Source organism: Rudaea sp. (genome assembly GCF_057139185.1).
Genome location: NZ_DBNHDN010000013.1, coordinates 1 through 25060, shown reverse-complemented (window position 1 = coordinate 25060; position 25060 = coordinate 1). Strand labels below are relative to the sequence as shown.

At 63.0% G+C, this 25060-nt stretch carries 25 protein-coding genes; 16 read left to right on the top strand and 9 right to left on the bottom strand.

Annotated features, from left to right (window positions below; genetic code table 11):
- The 7 genes from rnpA to AC16HO_RS05195 form a co-directional block, all read left to right on the top strand.
- A partial coding sequence (gene rnpA / locus AC16HO_RS05225) for a ribonuclease P protein component (RefSeq protein WP_484335329.1) occupies positions 1-490 on the top strand: 490 nt, incomplete at its 5' end.
- Positions 491-548: 58 nt separating this feature from the next.
- Positions 549-2234 (top strand): membrane protein insertase YidC, encoded by a 1686-nt coding sequence (gene yidC / locus AC16HO_RS05220; protein ID WP_395643369.1) that lies wholly within the window; start codon positions 549-551, stop codon positions 2232-2234.
- Positions 2235-2255: 21 nt separating this feature from the next.
- On the top strand, positions 2256-3611 hold the full coding sequence (mnmE, locus tag AC16HO_RS05215) for a tRNA uridine-5-carboxymethylaminomethyl(34) synthesis GTPase MnmE (RefSeq protein ID WP_395643433.1): 1356 nt from the start codon (positions 2256-2258) through the stop codon (positions 3609-3611).
- A gap of 211 nt (positions 3612-3822) precedes the next feature.
- Positions 3823-4629 (top strand): tyrosine-type recombinase/integrase, encoded by an 807-nt coding sequence (locus AC16HO_RS05210; protein WP_395643370.1) that lies wholly within the window; start codon positions 3823-3825, stop codon positions 4627-4629.
- A 626-nt stretch (positions 4630-5255) separates the two neighbouring features.
- A complete protein-coding gene (locus AC16HO_RS05205) occupies positions 5256-6407 on the top strand; it encodes a DmpA family aminopeptidase (RefSeq protein WP_395643371.1) in 1152 nt (383 codons plus the stop codon).
- A 37-nt stretch (positions 6408-6444) separates the two neighbouring features.
- Positions 6445-7137 (top strand): glutathione S-transferase N-terminal domain-containing protein, encoded by a 693-nt coding sequence (locus tag AC16HO_RS05200; RefSeq protein WP_395643372.1) that lies wholly within the window; start codon positions 6445-6447, stop codon positions 7135-7137.
- A 104-nt stretch (positions 7138-7241) separates the two neighbouring features.
- On the top strand, positions 7242-9482 hold the full coding sequence (locus AC16HO_RS05195) for a S9 family peptidase (protein WP_395643373.1): 2241 nt from the start codon (positions 7242-7244) through the stop codon (positions 9480-9482).
- Positions 9483-9491: 9 nt separating this feature from the next.
- On the opposite strand, the gene AC16HO_RS05190 is transcribed toward AC16HO_RS05195, so the two are convergent.
- On the bottom strand, positions 9492-10412 hold the full coding sequence (locus tag AC16HO_RS05190) for an aspartyl/asparaginyl beta-hydroxylase domain-containing protein (RefSeq protein WP_395643434.1): 921 nt from the start codon (positions 10410-10412) through the stop codon (positions 9492-9494).
- Positions 10413-10648: 236 nt separating this feature from the next.
- Here AC16HO_RS05190 and AC16HO_RS05185 point away from each other — a divergent pair, with 236 nt between their 5' ends.
- From AC16HO_RS05185 to AC16HO_RS05170, 4 genes are all read left to right on the top strand, one after another.
- Entirely contained in the window at positions 10649-11086 is a 438-nt protein-coding gene (locus AC16HO_RS05185; protein WP_395643374.1) for a YciI family protein, read from the top strand.
- An 18-nt stretch (positions 11087-11104) separates the two neighbouring features.
- Positions 11105-11479: a YciI family protein gene (locus AC16HO_RS05180; protein WP_395643375.1), complete on the top strand. Its 375-nt coding sequence runs from the start codon at positions 11105-11107 to the stop codon at positions 11477-11479.
- 67 nt (positions 11480-11546) lie between these two features.
- Positions 11547-12842 (top strand): RNA polymerase sigma factor, encoded by a 1296-nt coding sequence (locus AC16HO_RS05175; RefSeq protein ID WP_395643376.1) that lies wholly within the window; start codon positions 11547-11549, stop codon positions 12840-12842.
- A gap of 41 nt (positions 12843-12883) precedes the next feature.
- Positions 12884-13240: a YciI family protein gene (locus AC16HO_RS05170; RefSeq protein ID WP_395643377.1), complete on the top strand. Its 357-nt coding sequence runs from the start codon at positions 12884-12886 to the stop codon at positions 13238-13240.
- A gap of 18 nt (positions 13241-13258) precedes the next feature.
- Here the strand turns inward: AC16HO_RS05170 and AC16HO_RS05165 are convergent, their stop codons facing one another.
- The 4 genes from AC16HO_RS05165 to AC16HO_RS05150 all read right to left on the bottom strand — a co-directional run bounded on the left by AC16HO_RS05165 (position 13259) and on the right by AC16HO_RS05150 (position 17211).
- Positions 13259-15085, bottom strand: coding sequence for a DUF885 domain-containing protein (locus tag AC16HO_RS05165; protein WP_395643378.1), 1827 nt, complete (start codon positions 15083-15085; stop codon positions 13259-13261).
- A gap of 130 nt (positions 15086-15215) precedes the next feature.
- On the bottom strand, positions 15216-15893 hold the full coding sequence (locus tag AC16HO_RS05160; protein ID WP_395643379.1) for a YecA/YgfB family protein: 678 nt from the start codon (positions 15891-15893) through the stop codon (positions 15216-15218).
- A gap of 81 nt (positions 15894-15974) precedes the next feature.
- On the bottom strand, positions 15975-16739 hold the full coding sequence (gene xth, locus AC16HO_RS05155) for an exodeoxyribonuclease III (RefSeq protein ID WP_395643380.1): 765 nt from the start codon (positions 16737-16739) through the stop codon (positions 15975-15977).
- Between the two features lie 169 nt (positions 16740-16908).
- The gene (locus tag AC16HO_RS05150) at positions 16909-17211 is read right to left on the bottom strand and encodes a helix-turn-helix domain-containing protein (RefSeq protein ID WP_448479869.1); all 303 of its coding nucleotides are present in this window, start codon (positions 17209-17211) and stop codon (positions 16909-16911) included.
- Positions 17212-17419: 208 nt separating this feature from the next.
- Here AC16HO_RS05150 and AC16HO_RS05145 point away from each other — a divergent pair, with 208 nt between their 5' ends.
- Genes AC16HO_RS05145 through AC16HO_RS05130 form a run of 4 tightly spaced genes read left to right on the top strand, consistent with a single transcriptional unit; the run spans position 17420 to position 21222 of the window.
- Positions 17420-17743, top strand: a complete 324-nt coding sequence (locus tag AC16HO_RS05145) for a helix-turn-helix domain-containing protein (protein ID WP_484335328.1) — start codon at positions 17420-17422, stop codon at positions 17741-17743.
- Between the two features lie 39 nt (positions 17744-17782).
- On the top strand, positions 17783-19423 hold the full coding sequence (locus AC16HO_RS05140) for a recombinase family protein (RefSeq protein ID WP_484335327.1): 1641 nt from the start codon (positions 17783-17785) through the stop codon (positions 19421-19423).
- A 12-nt stretch (positions 19424-19435) separates the two neighbouring features.
- Complete coding sequence (locus AC16HO_RS05135; RefSeq protein ID WP_484335326.1) at positions 19436-20317, top strand: plasmid partitioning protein RepB C-terminal domain-containing protein; 882 nt, start codon at positions 19436-19438, stop codon at positions 20315-20317.
- A complete protein-coding gene (locus AC16HO_RS05130) occupies positions 20314-21222 on the top strand; it encodes a plasmid partitioning protein RepB C-terminal domain-containing protein (protein WP_484335325.1) in 909 nt (302 codons plus the stop codon). Before AC16HO_RS05135 ends, AC16HO_RS05130 begins: the two co-directional genes overlap by 4 nt.
- 6 nt (positions 21223-21228) lie before the next feature.
- Here the strand turns inward: AC16HO_RS05130 and AC16HO_RS05125 are convergent, their stop codons facing one another.
- The 4 genes from AC16HO_RS05125 to AC16HO_RS05110 form a co-directional block, all read right to left on the bottom strand.
- Positions 21229-22038 (bottom strand): GSU2403 family nucleotidyltransferase fold protein, encoded by an 810-nt coding sequence (locus tag AC16HO_RS05125; protein WP_484335324.1) that lies wholly within the window; start codon positions 22036-22038, stop codon positions 21229-21231.
- Positions 22035-23069 carry a hypothetical protein gene (locus AC16HO_RS05120; protein WP_484335323.1) on the bottom strand — a complete coding sequence of 345 codons (1035 nt, stop codon included), beginning with the start codon at positions 23067-23069 and terminating at the stop codon, positions 22035-22037. The genes AC16HO_RS05125 and AC16HO_RS05120 overlap by 4 nt, the downstream gene beginning before the upstream one ends.
- Positions 23070-23583: 514 nt before the next feature.
- Positions 23584-24114 carry a DUF4468 domain-containing protein gene (locus tag AC16HO_RS05115; RefSeq protein WP_484335322.1) on the bottom strand — a complete coding sequence of 177 codons (531 nt, stop codon included), beginning with the start codon at positions 24112-24114 and terminating at the stop codon, positions 23584-23586.
- A 157-nt stretch (positions 24115-24271) separates the two neighbouring features.
- Positions 24272-24427, bottom strand: a complete 156-nt coding sequence (locus tag AC16HO_RS05110) for a hypothetical protein (RefSeq protein ID WP_484335321.1) — start codon at positions 24425-24427, stop codon at positions 24272-24274.
- A gap of 70 nt (positions 24428-24497) precedes the next feature.
- Here AC16HO_RS05110 and AC16HO_RS05105 point away from each other — a divergent pair.
- The coding region (locus tag AC16HO_RS05105; protein WP_484335320.1) for a hypothetical protein at positions 24498-25060 on the top strand (563 nt) is incomplete at its 3' end.

Here is a 25060-nt window from a genome sequence, read left to right as displayed (position 1 = left end):
GAACCCGATTCCGTCTTTCGCGATGAGTGACTCATCGCCCGATCTTGCCTATCCGCGCGCCGCACGTCTGCTGCGGCCCGCCGATTTCAGCGCGTTGCGCCATTCCGGCAAGCGCCTCTCCCTCAAGCACCTTCAATGCGAATACCGGCCGAATGCCGGCGCGAGCCCGCGCCTCGGCATGGCTGTGTCGCGCCGCGTGTCGAAGTTGGCCGTGGTGCGCAACCGCATCCGCCGGCAGATCCGCGAAAGTTTTCGTCTGCATCGCCCACACCTGCCGCTCTGTGACGTGCTGGTGATCGCGCGCGGCTCGGCCGCGCAAGTCGACAACGTTGCGCTGCGCGCGGAACTCGAACAGCTCTGGCGCAAGTTGATCGCGCAGATCGGAAACGCAACGGCGTCGGGTGTGGAACCCGCGGCAGCGGCACAATTGTTGAACCCTGCCGAGGCTCCCGGCACAATGCGCGACCGCGCTCGATCCCGAGTTTCTTGAACTCCCGCGCTCGCGCCCCCACCGCTTCAACGCGCGTTCCCCCTTGCCAGAGTCATCCATGTCCAGCACCCGTTCGTTCCTGCTGCTCGCCCTCATCGCCGTCGGCTACATGATCTACTCCGCCTGGGAGCAGGACTACGGACCGAAACCCCAGGCTTCGACTCCGGCCGCCGCCGCCAACGCGGCTCCCGCGACGACCGGCTCAGTCCGGGATGTGCCGTCAGCGGCTAGCGCGCCGAACCCGCAGTCTGCACCCGGCGCTGCAGATGCAGGCAAGGACCCTGCCGCGCAGACGATTACCGTGTCGACCGACTTGCTGCGCGTCGAGATCAGCACCCTCGGCGGCAGCGTCGTGCGCGCGGACCTGCTCGCCTACCCGATCGATCCCAAGGACAAGACCAAGCCGGTGCGTCTGCTCGATGATTCCGCCGAGCACTTTTTCGTCGCGCAGACCGGCTTGGTCAGCAACGGCGGCGCCGCGCCGAACCACAAGGCGTCGTTCCACGTCGAGAAGACGAGCTATGAGCTTGCTGCGGGCAGCGACAAGATCGAGGTGCCGCTGACCTGGACCGATGCCTCGGGCATCAGTGTGCGCAAGGTCGTCGTCTTCACCCGCGGCAGCTATCTGATCGAGACGCACGAGGAAGTGACCAACGCCAGTGCTGCGCCGTGGACCGGCAACGAATACCGGCAGTTGCAGCGCACTGCGCCGCCGGCGCACAGCGGCGGCCTGTTCTCGATGTACAACTCCGAAGCCTACGCTTTCGTCGGCGCTGCCTGGTATGCGCAGGGCAAGTTCAACAAGCTCGCGTTCGCCAAATTCGCCGAGTCGACACTGAGCAAAACCGACGTCGCCGGCGGCTGGATCGCCATGCTCCAGCACTACTTCTTCGCCGCCTTCATTCCGGCTGCGGGCGAAACCGACCAGTATTCGACCGGCACGGCCGACGGACGCTATCTGATCTATGCGATGTCGCCGACGCAAACGATCGCACCGAACGCGAGCGGTACCTTCGCTTCGCGCCTCTACGTCGGTCCGAAGCTGCAGAGCGATCTCGCCAACATCGCCCCGGGCCTCGAATTGACTGCCGACTACGGCATCCTCACTTTCATCGCCCAGCCGATGCATTGGGTCCTGCTCCAATTGCACAAATTCAGCGGCAACTGGGGTGTCGCGATCATCCTGCTCGTGCTGCTGCTCAAGCTCGCGTTGTACAAGCCCTCTGAGGCGCAGTACCGCTCGATGGCGAAGATGAAACAGTTCCAGCCGCGCATGGAGGCGCTCAAGGAGCGCTACGGCGACGACAAGCAGAAGCTCAACGCGGCGATGATGGAGTTGTATAAAAAGGAAAAAATCAACCCACTCGGCGGCTGCCTGCCGATCCTGATCCAGATGCCGATCTTCTTTGCCCTGCTTTGGGTGCTGCAGGAGAGCGTCGAGCTGCGCCAGGCGCCGTTCTTCGGCTGGATCCAGAACCTGTCGGCACCGGATCCGCTGTTCATCCTGCCTATCCTCAACGGCGTCGCCATGCTCGCCACGCAATGGCTGTCGCCGGCCTCGCCCGGCATGGACCCGATGCAGCAACGCATGATGAAGTTCATGCCGCTGATCTTCGCGGTCATGTTCGCGTTCGCGCCGGCCGGTCTGACCCTGTACTGGACCATGAACGGCTGGCTGTCGCTGCTGCAGCAGTGGGTCATCACCAAGCGCGTAGGCGCGATGGCGGCGCCTGCCAAGACGTAGAGCAAAGGGCGAAAAGAGTTTCTGGCTGAAATGCCCAACGACGACACGATAGCGGCGATTGCAACAGCGGCCGGTGCGGGTGGGATCGGCGTCGTGCGCGTATCGGGGCCTGCGAGCGCAGCGATCGGCGAAGCGCTGACCGGAAAGAAACTGACGCCACGCAAGGTACACTTTTCCGCCTTCGGTGATGCCGACGGCGAGGTGCTCGATCGCGGCCTCGCCATCTACTTCGCCGCACCGAATTCCTACACCGGCGAGGACGTGGTCGAACTGCAGGCGCACGGCAGTCCGGTCGTGCTCGACCTGATCCTGCGCCGCACGTTCGCGCTTGGCGCACGTCCCGCGCGGCCAGGTGAGTTTTCCGAACGCGCCTACCTCAACGGCAAGCTCGATCTGGCCCAGGCCGAAGCGGTCGCGGACCTGATCGCGAGCGGATCGGAATCGGCCGCGCGCGCGGCGATGCGCAGTCTCGAAGGCGACTTCTCGCGCGCGGTGCAGGAGTTGTTCGCAGCGCTCGTGCGTCTGCGTGCTTGGCTCGAGGCAGCGCTCGATTTTCCCGAGGAGGAAATCGATTTCCTTTCGACGCCGCAACTGACCGAACAACTCGCTGCGTTGCGCGCGGCAACAGCGAGCTTGCTGCAGGGCGCGCGCCGCGGCGTCGTGCTGCGTGACGGCTTGCACGTGGTCATCGTCGGCCGGCCGAACGCAGGCAAGTCGAGCCTGCTCAACGCGCTCGCGCGGAGTGAACGCGCCATCGTGACACCGATCGCCGGCACCACGCGTGACGTGCTGCGCGAAAGCGTCGATCTCGAAGGCATCGGTCTGACTCTGGTCGATACCGCCGGTCTGCGCGAAGCGCACGACATCGTCGAAGCCGAGGGCATCCGCCGCGCGCGCGCGGAACTCGCCCGTGCCGACGTCGCGGTTCTCGTCACCGACGATACGCATGTCGACGCGGATCGCGAACTGCTTGGCGAATGCAATCGAGCCGCCACACGCGTGATCGTACGCAACAAGATCGACCTGTACGGTGGACTGCCCGAGCGTAAGGCAGGCGCCGATGGCACGGCCCACATTGGGTTGTCGGCACATACCGGCGCGGGCCTCGATCTGCTGCGTGTCGAACTGGCGCAACTGGCCGGTCGCGGCGAGGGCGCGCACGGTGCGTTCAGCGCACGTCGCCGTCATGTCGACGCACTGACACACGTCGCCGAACATCTGCAACGCGCCAACATGCACTTGACCGTCGCACGCGCCGGCGAACTCGCCGCCGAGGAGCTGCGCCGCGCGCAGCACGAGCTCGGCGAAATTACCGGCGAGTATTCGAGCGATGATCTGCTCGGCGCGATCTTCTCGACGTTCTGCATCGGAAAGTAGTTTCGCTTCCAATGCGATCCGCCAGGTTCCGATAGTCGGCCAGAAAACGCAGAAATGCTGCATTTATGCTCCGATGGGATCCGTTGCGGTCCAAAAAGCTAAGACGCATCAGGTCGTCGACGGCGGCGGCTTGTTCGTCGTCGTGCACCCGAGCGGCAAGAAGGTCTGACGGATGCAATACAGACCGGACGGCAGAGGCGGCGAGAATGAAATGGCCGCGCTGGATGATTGCCCTGCATTCTCGATTGCCGAAGCCCGCCGCCGGCGCGAGGAGAGCCGTGAGCAGGTGGCGCATGGAAAGTCCCGGGCGGCGACAAAGCAGGCGGGCAAGGAAGCCGGGGCAGCGAAGCAAGCCAACACGGTGCGGGCCTTCGTCGAAATCTGCTACACCGAAGTCGAGAGCAAGGCGAGCAGCAGGCCGCACAATACGCGTCGCGTGCTCGACAAGGACGCTCTGCAGGCCATTGGCGCCAGGCTTCCGGTCGACGTGTCCATCGACGAGGTGTCGAAAATCACGGACAAGATCAAAGCGCGCGGTGCCGACCAGATGGCGCTGCAAACGCGCAACGCGATGAAATGCTTGTTCGCCTACGCCATCGCGCGCGGCAAGGTGCAATTCAATCCCGCTGCGGCCGTGGAAGCAAGGTACATCGCCACCGCGCGCAGCCGCGATGTAGCGCTGACGCCGCAGGAAATCGGCAAGCTGCTGCGCGGTACGTGCCAATCGTCCATGAAGCGGCAACACAAGTTGGCGCCGCACCTGTTGATTCTCTGCATGGTGCGCAAGTTTGAACTACACGAAGCGCGTTGGGATGAAATCGACAAGAACGCACCGCCCGATCTCACCAACGCCACGGGTGTGGCCGGCGCGCTGCTCGCACCCATGTGCAGCGAGGCGCGTGGGCAGGTGTCGTCGCCGGCTGCACCACCCGCGGTCGTGATAGTGCCGGCTTCGAGCATGGCAACGCCAAGCTGCGACTGCTCGATGCCCCAAGCCGCTTTCGCCGATCTGAAATGACGAAGGTGTTGGCGGGTGTTGGCAACGGCTTCGTGGCTTCCGGCTTCGACCGCGCGCATTGAAGCAAGGCCACGCCGACCCGCGAACTCTTCAAGCAAGCATTCGCGGCGAGGAGCCCGCCCTATTTCAATCCGCACAGCTTCCGCAACACGTCGGTCGCGTTTGGCGAGAAACTCTGCAAGTCGCCGGAGGAGTTCAATGCGTGGAGCCAGAACCCTGGGCATGAGGGCGCGCTGACAACGTTTGCAGCTACGGCGCGGTTGCCATGACGCGGCAAGGTGAAATCATCCGTAACTTGGCCGAGACATCGCGTGTACCTTCTGCGACGCCGGCGGCCGTGGAAACCCTGCTGCGGAACATGCAGAATCCGGAAGCGTTGAAGGCATTGACTACCGCACGTTGAGCCCGGCGAGCCGGCGTTGTAAATGTGCTTCTGCAGCCGCCCCATTTGTGTGGAGAGCGTTTGAGAAACTTCGATCATGGCAAGGAAGTACGCCGTTCGCGACCTTCCATCGACAGCTACCCTTCCCGTATTGCCGAAGTGAGGAAACAACGTGACACAGATACGCGGCAAAAGCTTCGCGACGAACAATGAAAGACGTTGCAACCGGGTCCTCGGGCCAGTGGTGGCTTGCCTCGGCTTGTTCGGCCTGCTTGGCATCGCTGTCGCCGGCGACGCGCGTCCGCGCGCGCGCGAAGCGGGCATCGTCGTCGGCACATTGTCTCCCGGACCGCGCAACGCGATTACCGATGTAGCCGGTGTCGGCGTGGGTCATGCCAGTCTGATCGAGGGAACGCGTTTCCACACCGGCGTCACCGCGATCGTGCCGCATGCGGGCAATCTGTTCCGGCAGCGCGTGCCGGCGGCCATCGTCGTCGGCAACGGATTCGGCAAACTCCTCGGCGTGACCCAGGTGCAGGAACTCGGTGAGCTGGAAACCCCGATCCTGCTGACCGGTACGCTCGGTGTGTGGAAAGTCGCCGACGCGGCGGTTGACTGGCTGCTGCGTCAGCCGGGCATGGAAGATGTCCGTTCGATCAATCCCGTCGTCGGCGAAACCAACGACGGTCATCTGAGCGATATTCGCGCACGGCCGTTGACGCCGGCGTTGGTCGAGCAGGCACTGACGCGGCTGTCGTACGCGGTGATCGAGGAAGGCGATGTCGGCGCTGGCGCCGGCACGGTTGCCTTCGGCTGGAAGGGCGGCATCGGCACCAGTTCGCGGCGTCTGGAGGCGACCGACGGCGGTTACACCGTCGGCGTGCTCGTGCAGAGCAATTTCGGCGGCCAGTTGACCATTGCCGGCGTGCCGGTATGGAAGGAACTGCCCGACCCCGCGGAATACGCGCGCGGCGCCAGCGCGGCGCCGGCCAAGGGCGACGGCAGCATCATGATCGTCGTTGCCACCGATGCACCGCTCGACGCGAGTGCCTTGCAGCGGCTTGCGCGCCGCGCCCTGGTCGGCCTGGCCCGCACGGGTTCGGTCATGTCGAACGGCTCGGGCGACTATGTCATCGCATTTTCCACGGCGCAGGAAAATCTGCGCTTGGCTGACGCCTCGGTCCAATCTGCGCGCAGCGTTGCCGCCGAGCGCATGACGCCGCTGTTCCAGGCGGTGGCCGAGGCGACCGAGGAAGCCATCCTCAATTCCCTGTTCCGCGCACATGCCGTGCATGGCTTTCACGGTGACGCCGCCGCTTTGCCACTGGACAAGGTGCTGGTTGCGTTGCGCCGCGCCAACCGCCTTGCCTCACCCGTACCGCGGCCAAAGCATTGAGCAAGGGCCTTTCCAATTTCCCCGCCCGGAGCACGACATGATTGAACTGTACTACTGGCCCACACCGAACGGACGCAAGATCCCGCTGTTTCTCGAAGAAGCCGGCCTTGACTACAAGATCGTCCGCGTCGACATCGGCCATGGCGACCAGCTCAAGCCCGACTTCCTCGTCATTTCGCCGAACGGGCGCATGCCCGCGATCATCGACCATGCGCCGGCAGACGGTGGCGCACCGATCAGCTTGTTCGAATCGGGTGCGATCCTGCAATATCTCGCCGAGAAGACTGGAAAGTTCCTGCCGCGTGACGTTCGCGGTCGCGTCGAATGCATGCAGTGGCTGTTCTGGCAGATGGCTGGGCTGGGACCGATGACCGGTCAGTACGGCCACTTCCACGTCTACGCGCCGGAGCCGATCGCATATGCCAGGGAGCGCTACGCGCGCGAGGTCGGCCGCCTGCTCGGCGTGCTCGATCGCCGTCTCGCCGGCCGCGAGTACATTTGTGGAAAAGAGTACACGATCGCCGACATGGCCTGCTGGCCGTGGATCGACGCTTACGACAAGGCGCCGTTCGACCTGGCGCCATATGCCGAGGTACGGCGCTGGCGCGCGATGATCGCGGCGCGACCGGCAACCGTGCGTGCGCAGGCTCTCGGCGAATTCCGCGCGGACGCGACATCGATGACCGAGGAAGAACGCAGGATCCTGTTCGGGCACGGCGGCAAGGCGTAAAGCTGTTGGCCACGGATTTCGCGGACAAACACGGATAGAACTGCGGCAACATTTTTTGTTGTCCGTGCATTCCGCGGCAAGAGGCTCTTTTTGGGGAAATAGTGATGCGGCGCTGGATTCTGGGACTGACGATGTTGGCAGCAGCGAGTGCGGCGCAAGCCAAGGAATTGACGATCGAGCGCATATTCGATGGTGAGAGCCTGTCGGGGCCGACGCCGGTCAAGCTCAAGGCCTCGCCCGACGGCACGCGCGTGACCTTCCTGCGCTCGAAACAGGACGACCAGAACACTTACGACCTGTGGGAATACAACGTCAATTCGAACCAGACGCATCTGCTCGTCGATTCGAGCGTGATCGAGCCGACGGCGGTTGAGCTGTCCGATGCGGAAAAGGCGCGACGCGAGCGTGCACGCATCGCCGGCCGCCGCGGCATCGTCGACTACCAATGGTCTCCGGACGGGAAGAAGCTGCTTTTTCCACTAGGCAACAAATTATACCTCTACGATCTCGTCGGCCGTCGCGACAAGGCGCTGCATCTGCTCGACACGCTGGGCGAGGCGATCGATCCGAAGATTTCGCCGCTCGGCCGCTACGTCGCCTACGTCCACGGCCAGAACCTGTGGGCGATCGACCTGCACGACGGCAAGGCGCGCCAGCTCACGCATGACGGCGGCGGCACGGTGCACAACGGCGAGGCCGAATTTGTGGCGCAGGAAGAAATGGCGCGCTTCAACGGCTACTGGTGGGCGCCGGACGATTCCGCGCTCGCCTTCGAGCGCTACGACGAAGTCCGGGTGCCCGTGGTCAAGCGCACCGAGGTCTATGCCGAACGCATCGACACGATCGAGCAACGCTATCCAGCCGCGGGCAAGAACAACGTGGAGGTGAAACTCGGCCTGGTGTCGCCGGCCGGTGGCGAGGCGCGCTTCGTCGACCTTGGCAACAACCCCGACGTTTATCTCGCGCGCGTCGACTGGCTGCCCGACGGCAGGCGTCTGAGCTATCAGCTGATGCAGCGCAGCCAGCAGCGGCTCGAATTGAACCTGGTCGAGGTGAATACGCTGCGGCAGCGCACGTTGCTCAGCGAGGAAGCGAACACCTGGGTTAACCTCAACGACGACTTGCGCTTCCTCAAGTCGCAGGATGCTTTTGTCTGGGCGAGCGAGCGCAGCGGCTGGAAGCATCTGTATCTCTACGGCCTCGACGGCACGCTCAAACACGCGATCAGCACGGGCACATGGAACATCGACGGCCTGCTCGGCATCGACGAGAGGCTCGGCCTGGCCTACGTCGACTCGAACCGCGACTTCGTGCCCGACCGTCAGGTCTACGCGCTCAAACTCGACGGCACGACGGCGAATGCGCCGCGTCGGATCAGCCGGGGCGACGGCCAGCATCATGCCGAATTCACCAGGAATGCCGAGTACTACATCGACACCTTCGCCGATCCGTCGACGCCGCCGCAGGTGAGTCTGCGCAAGGCGATCGACGGCGGTCTCGTCGCCTGGATCGAGCGCAACGAACTCGACGCGAAGCATCCCTACTGGCCGTATCGCGACGCGCATGTCGTGCCCGAGTTCGGCACGATCAAGGCGAATGACGGCCAGGATCTTTACTACCGAGTGTACAAGCCGCGCGGCTTCGATCCGTCGAAGAAATACCCGGTGTTCGACTTCTACTACGGCGGCCCGCATTCGCAGATGGCCGCGCGCGGCTGGATCGACTACTTCTGCGAATACATGGCACAGCACGGCTACGTCGTATTCACGCTCGATAACCGCGGCATGGCGCGACGCAGCCGAGCGTTCTCCGACGCGATCGACAAGCAGCTCGGCAAGGTCGAAGTCGAAGACCAGGTCGCCGGCATCCGCTGGCTCAAGTCGCAATCCTTCGTCGATCCCGCGCGCATCGGCGTGTTCGGCTGGAGCTACGGCGGCTACCTGACGACGATGATGCTGGCCAAGGCGTCAAGCGAAATCGCCGCCGGCGTCGCCGTTGCGCCGGTCACCGACTGGACCTTGTACGACACGTTCTACACCGAGCGCTATCTCGGCACGCCGCAGAACAATGCCGAGGGCTACAGGCTGTCAGGCACGCTGCACTGGCTCGACGGCATGAAGTCACCGCTGCTGCTCGTGCACGGCATGGCCGACGACAACGTGCTGTTCGCCAACTCGACCGCGCTGATGGCCGCGCTGCAGGATCGCGGCGTGCAATTCGAACTGATGACCTACCCCGGCGGCAAGCACGGCCTGTCGACGCCGGCGATGAAGAAGCACGTCTATCACCTGATCGCCGACTACTTCGATGCGAAGGTGAAACGTGCTTCGACGCCGGCGCCGTAGTCCAAACGCTCAAAGCAACGGCCATGGCGCCGCGAACAGCAGCCACAGTGCGGTCAGGATCGCCGGATATTTGATGATGCGGTACAGGCGCGGATGGCGCCTGCGGAACGTCACGCCGCGCTGGTTGCCGCCGCGCATGCGCGCGTACAGCCGATTGACGACACCGGTTTTCTCGGAGGCCGTGTCATTGGGAGAGGCCGTGATCGCACCCATGAACGCGCCGACGCGGCGGTTGATCGCGCGCATCCACGGCGTGCGCAGCGGGCGCTCGACGTCGGCGAACAGGATCACGCGGGTGACGTCGGTCTTGTTCTCGGCCCAGTGCACGAAGGTTTCGTCGAAGACGATGTCGCCGCCGTCGCTCCACGCGTACTCGTCGCCGTCGACGAAGATGCGGCAGTCGCGCGAGTTCGGCGTGATCAGACCGAGGTGGTAGCGCAGCGAACCGGCGAAGGGGTCGCGATGCGGAGTGAGCCGGCTGTCCGGCGGCAGCAGCGCGAACATCGCCGCCTTGACCTCGGGGATGGAACGCAGCAGCGCCACCGTCTGCGGGCACAGCGCCTGCGCGCTCGCGAGCGGCTCGCCGTACCACTTGAGATAGAAGCGCTTCCAGCCCTGCTTGAAGAAGCTGTCGAACGAGAGGTCGTTGCGCTGTTCGGCCGCGCGGATATGGCCTTCGTCGAACAGGGCGGATGCTTCGCCGCGGATCGTCTGCCAATGCTCGCGCAGCGGATTCAGATGCGGAAAGCCGCCGCGATCGAGAATCGGCCGCGCCGGCACGCGCGAGAACGCGTACATCAGCAGGTTGTACGGGGCAAACAGGGCCGAGTGGTCGGCGAGCTGGCGGTCGAAGCGCAAGCGCACGCGACCGCGCAGGTGCACGAGCAGCACGCAGAGCACGAAGAAGGCAAACAGGCCGAAAAAGATCAGGCGTAAGGTCAACAACATCGCGACGGGCCGGCTCCGGCAGAGGCCGGGTTTTGGCGGCATTTTACCCGCCGTGCCGCGGTAAAAATCGCCGACAGCGGTTTTTGACGTCGCGTCGGCGCCGCTCGCCGCAAAAATTTTTCGCAGGCGTGTCGATTTTGCCTGCGTCCGTCCGTTGTTTCGGCAAGAAGCGAGCTCAGACACTACGCCCCGCCATTGCCGATCGAAGGAAAATGTCCATGAAATTCGCCGTCCTGGTCCGCGCGACCCAACAATCCGAAGCGGGCTGCATGCCCAGCGAGAAACTTCTGGCCGACATGGGCCGCTTCAACGAAGAGCTGGTCAAGGCCGGCGTCATGCTTGCCGGCGAAGGCTTGCATCCGAGCTCCAAAGGCGCGCGCGTACACTTCAAGGATGCGCAGCGCAGCGTCCTCGACGGCCCGTTCGCCGAGACCAAGGAGCTGATCGCCGGCTTCTGGGTCTGGCAGGTGAAATCGCTCGAGGAAGCGATCGAGTGGGTCAAGCGCTGCCCGAATCCGTTCGACGGCATCGAATCCGAAATCGAGATCCGCCAGATCTTCGAGGCCGAGGATTTCGGCGCCGAATTCACCCCCGATCTGCGCGAGCAGGAAGAGCGCCTGCGCGCGCAGATCGAGCAGCAAGCCAAGAAACACTGATCAACAACGGAGGACACCATGAAATATTTCAGCATCTACATTCCCGACGCAAACACCAATCCTGCGCGCCCGCCCAACGCGGAGGAGAAAGCGCGCATGGACGGTTTCATCGGCGAAGCGCTTGCGCGTGGCGAATTCCTCGGCGGCGGCGGATTCCTGCCGCTCAGGAGCCATGGCGCGGTCGTGCGCCGCGCGAACGGCAGTTCGCAGGTGATCGACGGACCGTACGCCGAAGCGAAGGAGATCGTCGGCGGCTTCGCGATGCTGCAATACGATTCGCGCGAAGCCGCGATCGAAGGCGCGAAGCGGTTCATGGATGTCGCGGGCGACGGCGAGTGCATCACCTACGCGATCGTCGACGGCCCCGAAGACTGCGGCGAAGGCGCGCACTGACGCGCGCGCAGGATCGGCAACCTCCGGCTCTTGCTCAATCGGCGCGATGATGTTCTGATCCGTCGCCATGACGGCGACGGACAATCAGGCACGTACGCGGCGCACGATCGATGTGCTCTGGCGCATGGAGTCGGCGAAGGTCGTCGCCGTGCTCGCGCGCATGCTCGGCGGCGACATCAGTCTTGCCGAGGAGCTGGCCCAGGACGCGCTGGTCACCGCGCTCGAGCAATGGCCCGACAAGGGTATTCCCGACAACCCCGGGGCATGGCTGATGGCCACGGCAAAAAATCGTGCGATCGACCGTCTGCGCCACGGCAAGCTTGCCGAGGAGAAGCACGCGCAGATCGCACGCGAGCTCGACGAGCAGCAGCAAGCGCGCGCCGAGGATCACATCGCCGCACTCGACGACGACATCGGCGACGACTTGCTGCGCCTGATGTTCACCGCCTGCCATCCCGCGCTGTCGCGTGAGGCGCAGGTCGCGCTGACCCTGCGCCTGCTCGGCGGCCTGACCACCGAGGAGATCGCGCGTGCCTTCCTCGTGCCCGAGCCAACGATCGCGCAGCGCATCGTGCGCGCGAAGCGCACGCTGGCGGAAGCAAACGTGGCGTTCGAACTGCCGCGCGGCGAGGACCGCGCCTCGCGTCTCGCCTCGGTGCTCGACGTCATCTATCTCGTCTTCAACGAAGGCTACGCGGCGACCGCGGGCGAGGACTGGATGCGTCCGGCGTTGTGCGAGGAAGCGCTGCGCCTGGGCCGCATCCTCGCCGAACTCGCGCCGCACGACGCCGAGGTGCACGGCCTCGTGGCGTTGATGGAAATCCAGGCCTCGCGCCTGCACGCGCGCAGCGATAAGGACGGCACGCCGATTCTGCTGCTCGAACAGAACCGCGCACACTGGGACTGGCTGTTGGTCGAACGCGGCCTCAAGGCGCTGGCGCGCGCGGAAAAACTCGGCCAGGACCGCAGCACCTACCAGTTGCAGGCGGCGATCGCGGCCTGCCATGCGCGTGCGCGCCGCGCCGAAGAAACCGATTGGGCGCGCATCGCCGCGCTCTATGCCGAACTGGCGCAGATCGCACCGTCGCCGATCGTCGAGCTCAACGGCGCGGTCGCGATCGCGATGGCATTCGGGCCGCAGGCGGGCCTCGACCTGGTCGATCGGCTGGTCGCGGAACCCGCGTTGCGCAACTATCAATTTCTGCCGGCCGTGCGCGGCGATCTGCTCGAAAAACTCGGCCGTTTCGACGAGGCGTGCGCGGAATTCGAGCGCGCCTCGGAGCTGACACGCAATGCGCGCGAGCAGCGCCTGATGCGCGAACGCGCGGAGCAATGCAGCCGGTCCGCAACCCGAATCCACTGATGCGATCGTTCGATCGAGCCATTCCATTCCCGGAGACGAATATGAGCTACCTGATGCTGATCATGGAACGCGCCGATCGCCGTGCCGGCCGCCCGCCCGAGCAGGCGGCGATGGAATGGGATCGCATGGTCGCCTACGCCGGCAGCCTCAAGGAACGCGGCGTGCTCGAGGCCGCACAGTCACTGAAGAGCGTTGCCCGCGGCACGCGCATCGAAAAGCGCAACGGCAAGACCAACGTGGTCGACGGCCCGTTCGCCGAAGCCAAGGAGATCGTCGGCGGCTTCTACCATCTCAAGAACGTGAATCGCGACGAGGCGCTCGCTATCGCCGCGAACTGCCCGGCCGCGGAGTGGTGCAGCATCGAACTGCGCGAAACGGGGCCGTGCAACGAAAGTTGACGGCCCCGCGCCGGTGCATCACTTGGCCTTGCGCTGCGCCGGAATGAAGCGCTCACGCACGGCCTTGGCGAGCTGGTCCGGCGGCAGCAGGCCCTGGTCGAGCAGGAAGTTGTTGTAGGCGCGGCGGTCGAACTGCTTGCCGAGCGCGAGTTCGGTTTCCATGCGCAGTTGCATGATGCGGCTGTAGCCGTAGAAATAGCTGCCCGCCTGACCCGGCGCATTGAACGTGTAGCGGTCGAGTTCCTGGCGCGCCATCGGCTCGGACAGGACGACATCTTCGGTCAACACCTGGCCCGCACGCTCGCGGTCGATGAGGCCGAGGTTGAGCATCGGATCGAGCATCGCGCGCGCGGCGCGCAGCAGGCGCAGTTGCAGTGCAATGAGCTGACCCTCGAGCGGCTCGTACGGCACCATCTCGGCTTCCGCGTACAGTGCCCAGCCTTCGACGTTGACGCTGTTGAACGCGAACAGCGTGCGCGCGAGCGAGATGCCGCGCTCGACCATCGCGGTGAACTGCAATTCGTGGCCGGGGCGGCCTTCGTGCGCGGCCAGCGTCCAGGCGCCGGCTTCGTAGGTGAAGTCGTCGTAGGCGGCGCTCTTGCCGTCCTTGCCGGCCGACGCGGGATTGCCGAGCGGCAGCACGAACTGCCCCTGCTGGCCGGTGTTGCCGATCAGCGGTGCGGGCAGGAAATGCGGCGCCGGCTGTGCGGCGGACTCGGCCTCCGAGGCGAGGCGCATGACCATCGGCCGCTGCGGCAGGTCGACCACCTTGTTCGCGGCGATCTGCTTTTCGAGCTCGGGCATGACCGTATTGCGGTAGAAGCCTTCGATCGAGCTCTTGTCGAGCTGCTTCTTCTTCAACGCGCGGATCACCTCGCGATAGTCGGTCGCCTGGATGCCTTTCGCCTTGGCAACCAGCGGCGCGAGCTGCTGCATCGCGTTGCGCGTCTCCATGAATTCGAGTTGCGCGCGCTGGATCAGTACCTCGGGCGCGATGTCGATGCCGACCTGCTTGAGCTGGAAAGCGTACAACTCCGGCGGCAGGCGCGTGTCGCTGCGCGCATTCGGCAGCACGTCCTTCTTCATCCATTCGGTGTAGTCGCGCAGTTGCCGGTCCATTGCCGCGAGCGCGGCGTCGCCGCCTTCGATCTTGTACTTGCCGAACAACTTGCGGATGCCGGCGGCATAGGTGTCGGCGTTGCGCAGCGCCTGTTCGACTTCAAGCTTGGTCGGCTTGAGCAGTGCGGGATTCTTCAACCGTTCCTCGTAGCGCTGGCGCGCGAGAGTCGCGATCGGCGTCGTACCTGCGTGGAGGCCGACATAGTTCTGCAGGCGCGCGAGCGCTTTCGCGCGCCGCGCCGGATCGGTCTGATCCTGCAACAGCGCCTGCTCACCCTGGAACACGAGCTGGCCGACGTCGGTGAACGGCAGCAGCAGTTTTTCGTTGAGCTCGCTGCCTTCGATCTGCTGATCGGCGGCGTGCAGCATGATGTCGATGTCCTGACGGACGAACGGGTTCTCTTCGGTCTGCAGATCCTTCTGCAGCGTGTCCTTGGCGCCACGCAAGGCCGCGCGCTGGCGCTCGCCGTTGTTCGGACCGAGATCGGCAACGCGATCGTCGTAGCCGGGCAAGCCGAAGAACGAGGCGAACTCCGGTGCGAATTCCGCCTGCGCCTTGAGCAGTGGCTGGGCGAGCTCGTTGCTGCGCTTGACCCAGTCCGGCGCCGGGCGCGCCGCTACGGCGGTTTTTGCCGTCGGCGCGGCGTCCTTGGCGGAAACGGCAGCGGTGCTGCCAAGCGAAACACAGGCGAGCGCACAGGCGCTGGCCAGAAGCAGACGACGCATCGGAATTCTCCTGGACGAAACGGGAACGAGCTCGGTCGCGACGTTGTACCAGCTATTGCCGCTCGCGTCCTGTTGCGAAAGTCACCCCTGCGCGACCGCGACGTGCATCCCGCGAAATGCGCGCGTGTCCTCAGTGCAGCCAGCGACCCAGGCGCTTGCGCCGTGGTTCGCTCCCGGCCGAAGCGCGCTGCGGCGAACCGGAGAGTTCTTCCGGCGCCAGCGGCGCATCGACCCAGTAATGCGCGACCGCGCCGACCGCGGCCGGCAGCTGCGCCAGGCAGTCGTCGTATTCCTGTTCGGAGAGCGGCGCGAAATCCGCGTCGGTGGCGAACACCCCTTCCTCGACCGCGAGCGCCATGATCGGGCCGAGCAGCTCGGTCAGGTGCGAATCGATGCCGAGACGCGATTCCCACAGGCGTGCACGCAAGTCGACGCCGCGCGAAAACCCCTCGCACCACCCGAGCGCCGACAAGGCCGTGTCGCCGTCGTCGAGCTCGATCTCGCCGAGAATGGGTTCGTAGTTGTCGGCCTCGACCTCGGCCCCGACGCTTTCCGACAGGCGCGCGAGCAGTTCGAGCACGCGTCGGCCCTCATCCTCGTCGGCAAACGGCTCGTGCAGGACCTCGGGCAGCCACTCGTCGGGCGACACCTTGTCCGGACCGATGCCGATCGCGGTGAGCAAGCCGTGCACACCGTCGAGCAGCAGGTGATCCTCGCCCGCGTGCGCGCGCAGGAACTGGTCGAGTTCCTCGAGCTCGTGGTCGTCGAGTTCGGCGGGCCAATCGTCATCGTGCGAAAAATCCGTCATCGGGAAATTCTACACCCGCGATTCGCGGTTCCGTTTGCTGGCCGGAATCAGTCGTTTCACGCGAAGGCGCGAACGATTTTCTCAATCAAGTTCCAGCAGCACCGGCGTGTGATCGGACGGCCGCTCCCAGGTGCGCGGCACGCGGTCGATATTCGCCGCGCGGCAGCGCGCGCGCAGCGCCTCGCTCGCAAGCACGAGGTCGATGCGCATGCCGAGGTTGCGGCGGAAGCCGGCCTGGCGATAGTCCCACCACGAGTAGTGCCCGGCCTCGTCGTTGAACAGGCGGAACGTGTCGTGCAGACCGAGATCGATGATCGCCTTGAGCGCGTCGCGCTCGGGGGTCGAGCAGAGGATCTGCTCCTTCCACGCGATCGGATCGTAGATGTCGCGATCGTCCGGCGTGATGTTGAAATCGCCGAGCACGACGAGGTTCGGGTAGCGCCTGATTTCTTCTGCAAGAAACGCGCGCACCTTGGCCAGCCAGTCCAGCTTGTAGGTGTATTTGTCGGTGCCGACATCCTGGCCGTTGACGACGTAGAGGTCGGCGATACGCAGATCGCCCACGCTCGCGACGAGGATGCGGCGCTGCGGATCGTCCAGACCCGGGATGTCGGTGACGATGTCGCGCGGCTCTTCGCGCGCGAGGATCGCCACGCCGTTGTAGGTCTTCTGCCCCGAGAACGCGACGCGGTAGCCCGCGGTCTCGATCGCTTCGCGCGGAAACTTGGAATCCTCCATCTTCGTTTCCTGCAGCGCGACGATGTCGGGCTGCGCTTCGCCGAGCCACATCGTCAGATGCGGCAGGCGCACATTGAGTGAATTGACGTTCCAGCTGGCGATTTTCATGTGCTGCCTATCCATTTGATTTTATTGAGAGTGATATCTCTCAACTAGGGCGGATACCCCCATGCGTACCCCCAAATCACTTCGCTGGACGCCATGGGCCGTGATGGACGGTTTGGCGCACCCGTGCGCGGGGCACTGCCGAGAATCCACATGGTACCCGCAGCGAAAATTACTTCCTGCGCCTCGGGAGGCCGGTCGATTTCGCTTTCTTGGGTTTGGACGAGCGAGACGATTCAATGGCCGCCTGGAACTCGGAAACAAATGCGGTCAGATCCAGCCCCATCGCCCGGCAGATTTCCCAGAGCTCGACGGTGTCCAAACGGCGTACGCCCCGCTCCACGTCGCTGACGAAGGTCTGGGATTTGCCGATTGCACTGGACAGATCGACTTGGGTGAGTCCCGACGCCTCCCGGGCGCGCCGCAATTGGGTACGCAGGATGGTGTTTTCGGGGCGGTACAGGGTCTTGGGCATCGCGCTCGCCTTTGGGCGAGCGCAACGCTAAATACGGTTTTCCTATATTCGACTTTCTCGAATAGAAGTCATGCGGCGAGCGATAAGCAGTTCCCCTTCTTCAGGGGTTAGCGACACTGGCTGAATAGCCCATTGCGCGAGCGTAAGCCTCAAGTGAGGATGCGCAGCGGGGGCGGGCACTCGAGCTTGCGAAGGGGGATCGCTAGGCGTGGACAACCGAATCAGGGCATTTCGAGAGGCGAAAGGCCTCTCGCTGGATCAGCTTGCGTCACTCGCAGGTACGAGCAATCAGCAAATCAGCAATCTGGAAACAGGCAAGCGTCGACTCACGGTCGATTGGCTTGAGGCACTTGGCAAAGCATTGGGCTGCCATCCCTGGAGCTTGATCGATGACGAGCTGCCAAGCCAACTCACTCCAAGTGAAGTCCAAGTTCTCGGTCTATTTCGAGAGCTGAAAGGTGGTCAACAAGATGCGGTCTTACAACTTCTGAAATCATTTGCGACCCCGCGCAAGTCAACTCGTCGAGCGTAACAATGAGCACTCGGTAGCCATCTTGCTAATTTGTTGGAAATGCTTGACTTTTTCCAACAAACGGGTAGAGCATTGGAATCTCCTTCGCTGCTGGGGCTACCCCCAAGCACAGCAATGTCTGGTCGACGCGCAGAGACGGTTCGACTCGGCGGGGATCTCTTGGTCCCGGCGGCGCAATACGTGCGCATGTCCACCGACCATCAGCGCTACTCCACGGAGAACCAGCGCGAGGCGATTCAAAAGTATGCCGCCCAACATGGTTTCGAGATCGTTCGGACTTATGCGGACGAGGGCAAGAGTGGGCTGAGTCTGGATGGTCGGGATGCGCTTAAGCAATTGATCCAGGACGTGCAAACCTCACGTCCGGCTTACCAGGCCATTCTGGTCTACGACATCAGTCGCTGGGGCCGCTTCCAGGACGCAGACGAAAGCGCCTATTACGAATACGTCTGCCGGCGTGCAGGCATCCGGGTGGTCTATTGCGCAGAGCCGTTTGAAAACGATGGCAGCCCGATGTCCGTCATCATGAAAAGCGTGAAACGCGCGATGGCGGGCGAATACAGTCGGGAGCTCTCCAATAAGGTCTTCATGGGGCAATGCCGGCTAATCGAGCTGGGCTATCGTCAAGGCGGCTCGCCGGGTTTCGGGCTTCGCCGCCTCCTGCTAGACGAGAGTCGTTCGCCAAAGGGCCAATTACAGCAGGGTGAGCGCAAAAGCCTACAGACGGACCGGGTAGTCCTCATGCCTGGGCCTGATCACGAAACGATCGTGGTCAGAGAGGTGTACGAACAGTTCGTCCAGCGGCGCCTGGCCGAGCGTGAGATCGCCGATCGCCTCAATGCGCGTGGCGTTCGAACGGATCTTGGCCGTGCCTGGACCCGCGGGACCGTCCATCAGCTCCTGACGAACGAGAAGTATGTTGGGAACAATGTCTACAACCGCACGTCTTTCAAGCTCAAGCAGAAGCGCGTCAAGAACGCACCAGAGATGTGGGTGCGGCATGACGGCGCATTCGAGGGAATCGTCTCGGCAGAACTGTTCAATGCCGCGCAACAACTGATTGCAGAGCGGTCCCATCGCTTTGATGAGCAGACCATGCTGGAGCTGCTGAAAGGCCTTTATGACCGGACGGGTGCTTTGTCGGGGCTTCTCATCGATGAGCAGGAAGGGATGCCATCAAGCAGTGCCTACCGTTCTCGATTTGGCGGTCTTGTTCGCGCCTATTCCTTGATCGGCTTTCAGCCTGAAAGGGATTTCCGGTATTTGGAAATCAATCAGCAGTTGCGCACCCTATTGCCAGAAGTTGTCTCGGAAGTCGTGGATGGTCTGCTGGCGGCAGGTGGCGCAACGACAACGAACCCAGCAGGCCTGATCCACGTCAACGATGAGTTCACGGTTTCCGTTGTCCTGGCGCGCTGCAGGCAGCTCCCTAGCGGGAGCTACCGGTGGCATCTCAGGTTTGACACCAGCCTGCTGCCTGATGTGAACGTGGTTGTTCGCATGTGCGCGAACAACAAGGACGTTTTTGATTACTACATCTTTCCTCGCGTCGATCTTCCGCTGCAGTCTCAGCGGTTATCCGAGGACAACAACGAGGTCAGCCTGGACACCTACCGGTTCGATGACCTCGCGCCCCTGTACGACCTCGCTGAAAGGATCCAGCTGAAGTTCGCAGCCTGAGAAGGAGGCCCCATGCGCCCCATCGAAATGATTCCAGTTGACCAGATCCAGGTGCTGAATCCTCGAACAAGGAACGCCAGGACGCACCGGGAAATCATCGAAAACATCGGGAAGATCGGGCTCAAGCGACCAATTACGGTGAGTCGCCGTAACGGTGGTGGACTTCCCGCTAAGTATGACCTGGTGTGCGGGCAGGGGCGACTGGAGGCATTCCAACAGCTCGGCCACAAGGAAATCCCCGCATTCGTCGTCGATGCCGCGCAGGAGCGGTGCCTCGTAATGAGCCTGGTCGAGAACATTGCGCGGCGCCAGCACACTCCGATTGAACTGATGAACGAGATCGTGTCCCTGGGCAAGCGGGGATATGACGATCAGTGCATCGCGGACAAGCTCGGGATCAGTGAAGCGTGGGTCACGATGGTGCTGCGTCTTTTTGAGCGCGGCGAAGAACGCTTGCTCGCCGCGGTGGAGACGGGTCTGATCCCCGTCAGTCTGGCGGTCATCATTGCGCGAAGTGATGATGCGGGCATTCAAACCGCACTGGCGGATGCCTATACCCAAGGGAAGCTCAAGGGCAAGAAGCTGACAGTGCTCAGACGATTGCTTGAACAGCGATCGGCTCGCGGCAAGGGCGAACGAAAGGCATTCGAGGGGAAGCGAGCTAGCCGGAAACTGTCGGCGGCGGACATGCAGCGCGTGTACGAAAAGGAAGTAAAGAAGCAGCAGCTCCTGGCGAGAAAGGCCGAGTTCACGCAAGGCCGCTTGCTGTTCGTGGTCGAGGCATTGAGAGAGCTTTTGGCAGTCAAGCCTTTTGTTGAGCTGATGCGCGCCGAAGGGATCGATAGCCTGCCAAAGGCACTGGAAGAGCGGATGGTGCGGAGGACAGTCCAATGAGCGCCGATGGTCAATCCCCTGGGCCGCTCGTGGGCTTCGAGCCGGAGACAAGGATCATTCCGCTGGAAGCAATCCTGCCGCTGAAGGCGATGCGGCCCATGACTCGCCAAAGCCAGAAATACCAGCAGATCGCGGCATCGATCCGGGCGATCGGACTTGTGGAGCTTCCGGTTGTGGCACGAAACCCGAAGGAGCCGGGTGTTTTCTTTCTTTTGGACGGCATGTTGCGGTTGGAGGTGCTGAAGGAATTGGGCGTCGAAGATGTCGAATGCCTGATCTCGACGGATGACGAGGCCTACACCTATAACAAGCGCATCAGTCGCCTGTCTGCCGTACAGGAGCACAAGATGGTCGTGCGTGCGGTGGAACGTGGCGTATCCGAAGACCGCATCGCCGAGGCGCTCAATCTTGAGGTTGGGTCAATTCGTCGTCGGTTTCGACTGCTTGATGGGATCTGCCCGGAGGTGGTCTCGATCCTGTCGGACAAGCCATGCCCGATGGTCGTGTTCGAACTGCTGAAGCGGATGCGTCCGCTCAGGCAGATTGAAGCGGCGGAGATCATGGCCGGGCAGCACAACTATTCCACGCCATTCGCACGCGCATTGTTGCTTGCGACAGCGGATGACCAGCTGATTGAGCCGAAGAAAACTGGCCGGGTGCCGGATGTGTCGCGCGAGCAGATTGCGAAGCTGGAACGGGAACTGGCGGCTGTGCAGAGTCGAACTCTATTCGTCGAGGAGACTTATGGGATCGACAACCTTCATCTCACTGTCGCGAAGAGCTTTCTTGCCAAGATTCTCAACAAGCCGGCCATCGTGCGTTGGTTGAAAGCGAACCAGCCCGACTATCTGGCTGAGTTTCAGCAGATCACGGACTTGGTGAGCTTGAACGATGCAACGGCTTGATCGTGTCTATTCCAGCATTTCACTGAGCACTGCAGCGCACATGGCTCGCATCCGCTCGGGGTCGAGATCGCGGTCTTGGGGAATCGCCGCCGCGTCGCGGATCCGGTCATTGAGCGTCCCGAACAAATTATCCTTCGCTTGCAGGGCGCGCCTCACCCACTTGTCATCCATAAATGGTTGAACCTCGTGCCGCCAAAGTGCAGTCAGGCCATCCAGTTCTGATGCAAACAGTTCTAGCGTGTCATGGATGTACAGGAGGTCTTGTGCCTTCTTATCGCGAGCGCGGTCCTCGTGGATCAGTAGCTTTTGCACGATGAAGCCCACGGGATTTGGAATCCGCAAATCCAACGGCGTCATGGCACCCCATTCGGGCGTCAGCGTCACCGTCCATGGTGATTTCAGGAGAAGTTCCAGGTATCGCAGTCGCTGCGCCGTGACTCCCCCATTCTGCAGTGTGGCAAGCCGCTTGCCTTCCCGGGTGGTTTCGCGCCCGATCAGCGGCGTGAGGAATTCGGCATAGAAGCCACTCGGGTCGTCTTCTCCCAGGGTGTACTGGGAGACGGGAGGCTGATGGTTGCCGGTGAGTTGTTCCTCGAACCCGGCTTCCTGCAGGCGTGCCTTGATGCTGCCCTCAAAGCGCTCGCGCTCCGAAAACGCGACATCAGCATCGAGGGTGGTCAGGGGTTGATAGGCAGGGGCCTCGGCCATTGGATGAAGCCGATACAGTCGGTGGGCCCACCCGCCGACGAATACGAGTTTCTGAGTCCAAGGGGACAGGGTCTCCACCAGCTTTGCGAAGGCGGCCTGATCATTCATTCGAAATCCCCCAGGACGCCTGCGAGGACCTTGCGTTGGAGGAGGTCAGCCTGTTCCGCGCCACGCGAAGGATGGGCAGAAGCATCCAGCCAGATCTGCAGCACGTCGGATACCCATACATCGTCGACGCGCACAGCACCTCGGAACAGCGATTTCGGAACATTCGATTGCTTGAGGATGACCTGTGCCGGCTCCCCCGGTTTGGCGGGTACCAGCCCAGGTGCGCTTTCGGACGACACCAACAGGCGCCGGACATATATATAAGGTGCTACGCCACTGACATGCCCCACGTGCAGCAGGTCTGCCGCGGCGAACAAGCCGATGCACGCATCCAGACGCGATGCCACCTTGTGTAGCTGGCGCGCGCCCGCACCCGGGATCAGATAGGACATGCGCAGTTCGGGCGAAGAGCGCATGGCCGACGATTGCCAGCGCCGGAACAGTTCGCGGCGCCGCACCAGTTGGAACGAGCGCCCGGCGTCTTCGAGAAAACCGTCCTCCTGCAGGCGGCGCACGAAGCGCGAGGCGCTCATCGCCGATACCTGCGCCGCCTCGGCGAGTTCGGAGACCGAACGGTACTCGCCGCGTGGCGCGTTCAGGAGGCTCTCTGGAAGTTCGGGCGCCAGCAGCACCTTGAGCATCCATTGGTTGAGGTCGGAGAAGAGATCCGAGGCCTTCCGCGGTTGGGCTGCCTTTTCCCGGCTGGAGCTGCGTGATACCTCGACATTCAGCGCTTCCAGATCGGGGCCACCAATGAAATGGCTGCTCCCTGCCTCCGATACCAAGCCAATGGCGACATCCGGAGCGTAATCACGATGGAATTGCTCCACCTTCCGGATGAGCGATGAGGAGGCCTGGTTCACTTGAACGACGGCCAAAGGGTGCTTGGCACTGAATTCTGCGTATCGGCGTGCTTGGAGAATGGCTTGCGACAACAAGGGCAGAACACGATCGGGCCGACCTTCTCCGACGGATTTGACCTCCATGACGTAGCGCAGCGGTCCTTTGCTGATGAAGAAGTCGGGCTTCAAGGGCCCACTCACAGGCTCCGACTCAACATCCCAGCCATGCCCGCGGAAGAGGCGGGCCAGATGGTCGGCGGCGGCTGCGTCGCTTCGATTTGAGGGGGAAAGGGCCATGATCTTGAGGAGGGGTTACCGTGGCCATGTTATATACCACGGCCATGATAAATACCATGGCCGTGGTAGAGAGGCGTCCGTTGGCTGTTCAGGAGCACCCCGAAGCATTGATCCGAGAATCACGACCCGAAAATGGCCAGGAATCGAGATCTAATCGCCGATGGGCGAAATCCGAGTCTTGGTAAAGTATTGATATTACTGGTGAAATTGGCTATCCCAACACTGGATGGGCGAAATTTCCCCCGCCCCCATGCGATAGGAGGGGCAGGATGCCGAATTTCGCCCACCTGCCTAACGAAAACGGGATTTCCTGAGCACCGTCAATGGGTTGCCGCGGCAGGAATTTCGCCCAAACCTTCCATCCTGCTTTGGGCGAGCTGATTGCTGCCGGGGCGGCGATCGTTGATCACCAGTTGTCGTTCGACTTCGACTGTCCGACGCTCGTCACGATCTGAGCACCGAACTTGAGGAGTTCCGGTTTGATCTTCTCCAGATCCGCGCGATCCCTGATAGGAAAGTCGGCAGCGGGCGACGAGATGCCGGAGCGGTAGCTTGCCGGCCAGGCCAAATGGATGTTGGTGAAGGTCAGCCGAATCTTCCCGTCCTTGGTCTCGACCTTCATCGTGAAGGGCACGCGCCAGTCCGCCTTGACCATGCAGGAGAAGCCACTGCCACACGGGTAGGTCATGTTGCCGTTCCCGATGATCGTGCCTTCGTCCTTGCTCTCGTACTCGATGACGGCCTTGGCCGACTTGAAGTTCTGCGCGATCCACATGCGCGAGGCGACAAACAGTTGATCCTTCGTGAAGCCGGGCGCTTCGTACACCTGGACGACCGTGCGCTCCTCCTCGGTTAACGGTGCGGGTCGCTTCGCCTCGGACGCGACCGGCGAACCAAGCAACGCGAGTGATACGGCTAGAGCATGGATGAACTTCATGTTGGTCCCCTGTTGACCCGGTCACTTAAACACGCCCTCGGATCGTTGTCAGCGTGCGGCGCAATGGTGCCGTGGTCGCGTCCGAATGCGTGTCGCCCGGGGGGGTGGACCCCCGAGACACTAGGGCGAACTGACCCCCGTCCGGCGTAAATCGGCGTCAATCGATTTGTAGACACGACGAGGAGTTACGCGTCGCCAGTCCCTGCCAGTCGACGCGGCAGGGAGGTTTTTCTGCGGGGCGCGGCGGGCAGCTCGAGCCGACCTTGTAGACACACGCGGCGAGCATGTTTTCCGGATTCGCGGCCAATTTCATGCGTGATTCCGAGAAACGGCGGCGGTTTTGATCTACACAATAGGTGCCGGTTTCCACACAAGACCGGCTCATGCAAGACCAACTTACAAATCTTTCGAACCCAGACCACGCCGATTCGCTGCTGGGCGCCCGCACACTGGCCGAGCTTTTCTGCGGCGACGTGGCGGAGCCTCATGAACTGGACTGGACGGCGCACGCACTGGGCCGGCTGGCCGCCCAGGTTCCGGATCTGCCGATCCAAGCGTTGGACGCGCCGACGAACCCGTCGCTGCCACCCGATCTTCAGGGACTGCTCACCGGCGCACCGATCGCCGCGGCACTGATCACCTGGGTCCGTACCTCGCCACGCGTGCCACTGGCCACGCGCGCGTTGGCCGCGATCGTTCGCCATGCGATCGCATATCCGGCGCGCTATCACGATGGTGATGCCACTCGGCAGCAGCAACGCTACGAGGCCGGTCTCGGCCTGCGGCGTCTGAGCCAACTGACGGGCGAGTCAGCCAAGATCCTGGGTGCACGCGAGCCCGATGTGTCCATGGCCTTGACCGCCGCGGCGGCAACGCTGGAGGGTCGCGCGGACATCGTCGGCACCACGTCTACCTATCTGCTGCGCCTGATGGATTGGTTGGCCCA

Excerpts from the sequence above, each read along its gene's own strand:
- yidC (WP_395643369.1), top strand. The coding sequence starts at position 549 with ATGTCCAGCACCCGTTCGTTCCTGCTGCTCGCCCTCATCGCCGTCGGC.
- AC16HO_RS05210 (WP_395643370.1), top strand. The coding sequence starts at position 3,823 with ATGGCCGCGCTGGATGATTGCCCTGCATTCTCGATTGCCGAAGCCCGC.
- AC16HO_RS05200 (WP_395643372.1), top strand. The coding sequence starts at position 6,445 with ATGATTGAACTGTACTACTGGCCCACACCGAACGGACGCAAGATCCCG.
- AC16HO_RS05195 (WP_395643373.1), top strand. The coding sequence starts at position 7,242 with ATGCGGCGCTGGATTCTGGGACTGACGATGTTGGCAGCAGCGAGTGCG.
- AC16HO_RS05185 (WP_395643374.1), top strand. The coding sequence starts at position 10,649 with ATGAAATTCGCCGTCCTGGTCCGCGCGACCCAACAATCCGAAGCGGGC.
- AC16HO_RS05180 (WP_395643375.1), top strand. The coding sequence starts at position 11,105 with ATGAAATATTTCAGCATCTACATTCCCGACGCAAACACCAATCCTGCG.
- AC16HO_RS05175 (WP_395643376.1), top strand. The coding sequence starts at position 11,547 with ATGACGGCGACGGACAATCAGGCACGTACGCGGCGCACGATCGATGTG.
- AC16HO_RS05170 (WP_395643377.1), top strand. The coding sequence starts at position 12,884 with ATGAGCTACCTGATGCTGATCATGGAACGCGCCGATCGCCGTGCCGGC.
- AC16HO_RS05165 (WP_395643378.1), bottom strand. The coding sequence starts at position 15,085 with ATGCGTCGTCTGCTTCTGGCCAGCGCCTGTGCGCTCGCCTGTGTTTCG.
- AC16HO_RS05160 (WP_395643379.1), bottom strand. The coding sequence starts at position 15,893 with ATGACGGATTTTTCGCACGATGACGATTGGCCCGCCGAACTCGACGAC.
- xth (WP_395643380.1), bottom strand. The coding sequence starts at position 16,739 with ATGAAAATCGCCAGCTGGAACGTCAATTCACTCAATGTGCGCCTGCCG.
- AC16HO_RS05150 (WP_448479869.1), bottom strand. The coding sequence starts at position 17,211 with ATGCCCAAGACCCTGTACCGCCCCGAAAACACCATCCTGCGTACCCAA.
- AC16HO_RS05140 (WP_484335327.1), top strand. The coding sequence starts at position 17,783 with ATGCTTGACTTTTTCCAACAAACGGGTAGAGCATTGGAATCTCCTTCG.
- AC16HO_RS05135 (WP_484335326.1), top strand. The coding sequence starts at position 19,436 with ATGCGCCCCATCGAAATGATTCCAGTTGACCAGATCCAGGTGCTGAAT.
- AC16HO_RS05130 (WP_484335325.1), top strand. The coding sequence starts at position 20,314 with ATGAGCGCCGATGGTCAATCCCCTGGGCCGCTCGTGGGCTTCGAGCCG.
- AC16HO_RS05125 (WP_484335324.1), bottom strand. The coding sequence starts at position 22,038 with ATGAATGATCAGGCCGCCTTCGCAAAGCTGGTGGAGACCCTGTCCCCT.
- AC16HO_RS05115 (WP_484335322.1), bottom strand. The coding sequence starts at position 24,114 with ATGAAGTTCATCCATGCTCTAGCCGTATCACTCGCGTTGCTTGGTTCG.
- AC16HO_RS05110 (WP_484335321.1), bottom strand. The coding sequence starts at position 24,427 with ATGAAATTGGCCGCGAATCCGGAAAACATGCTCGCCGCGTGTGTCTAC.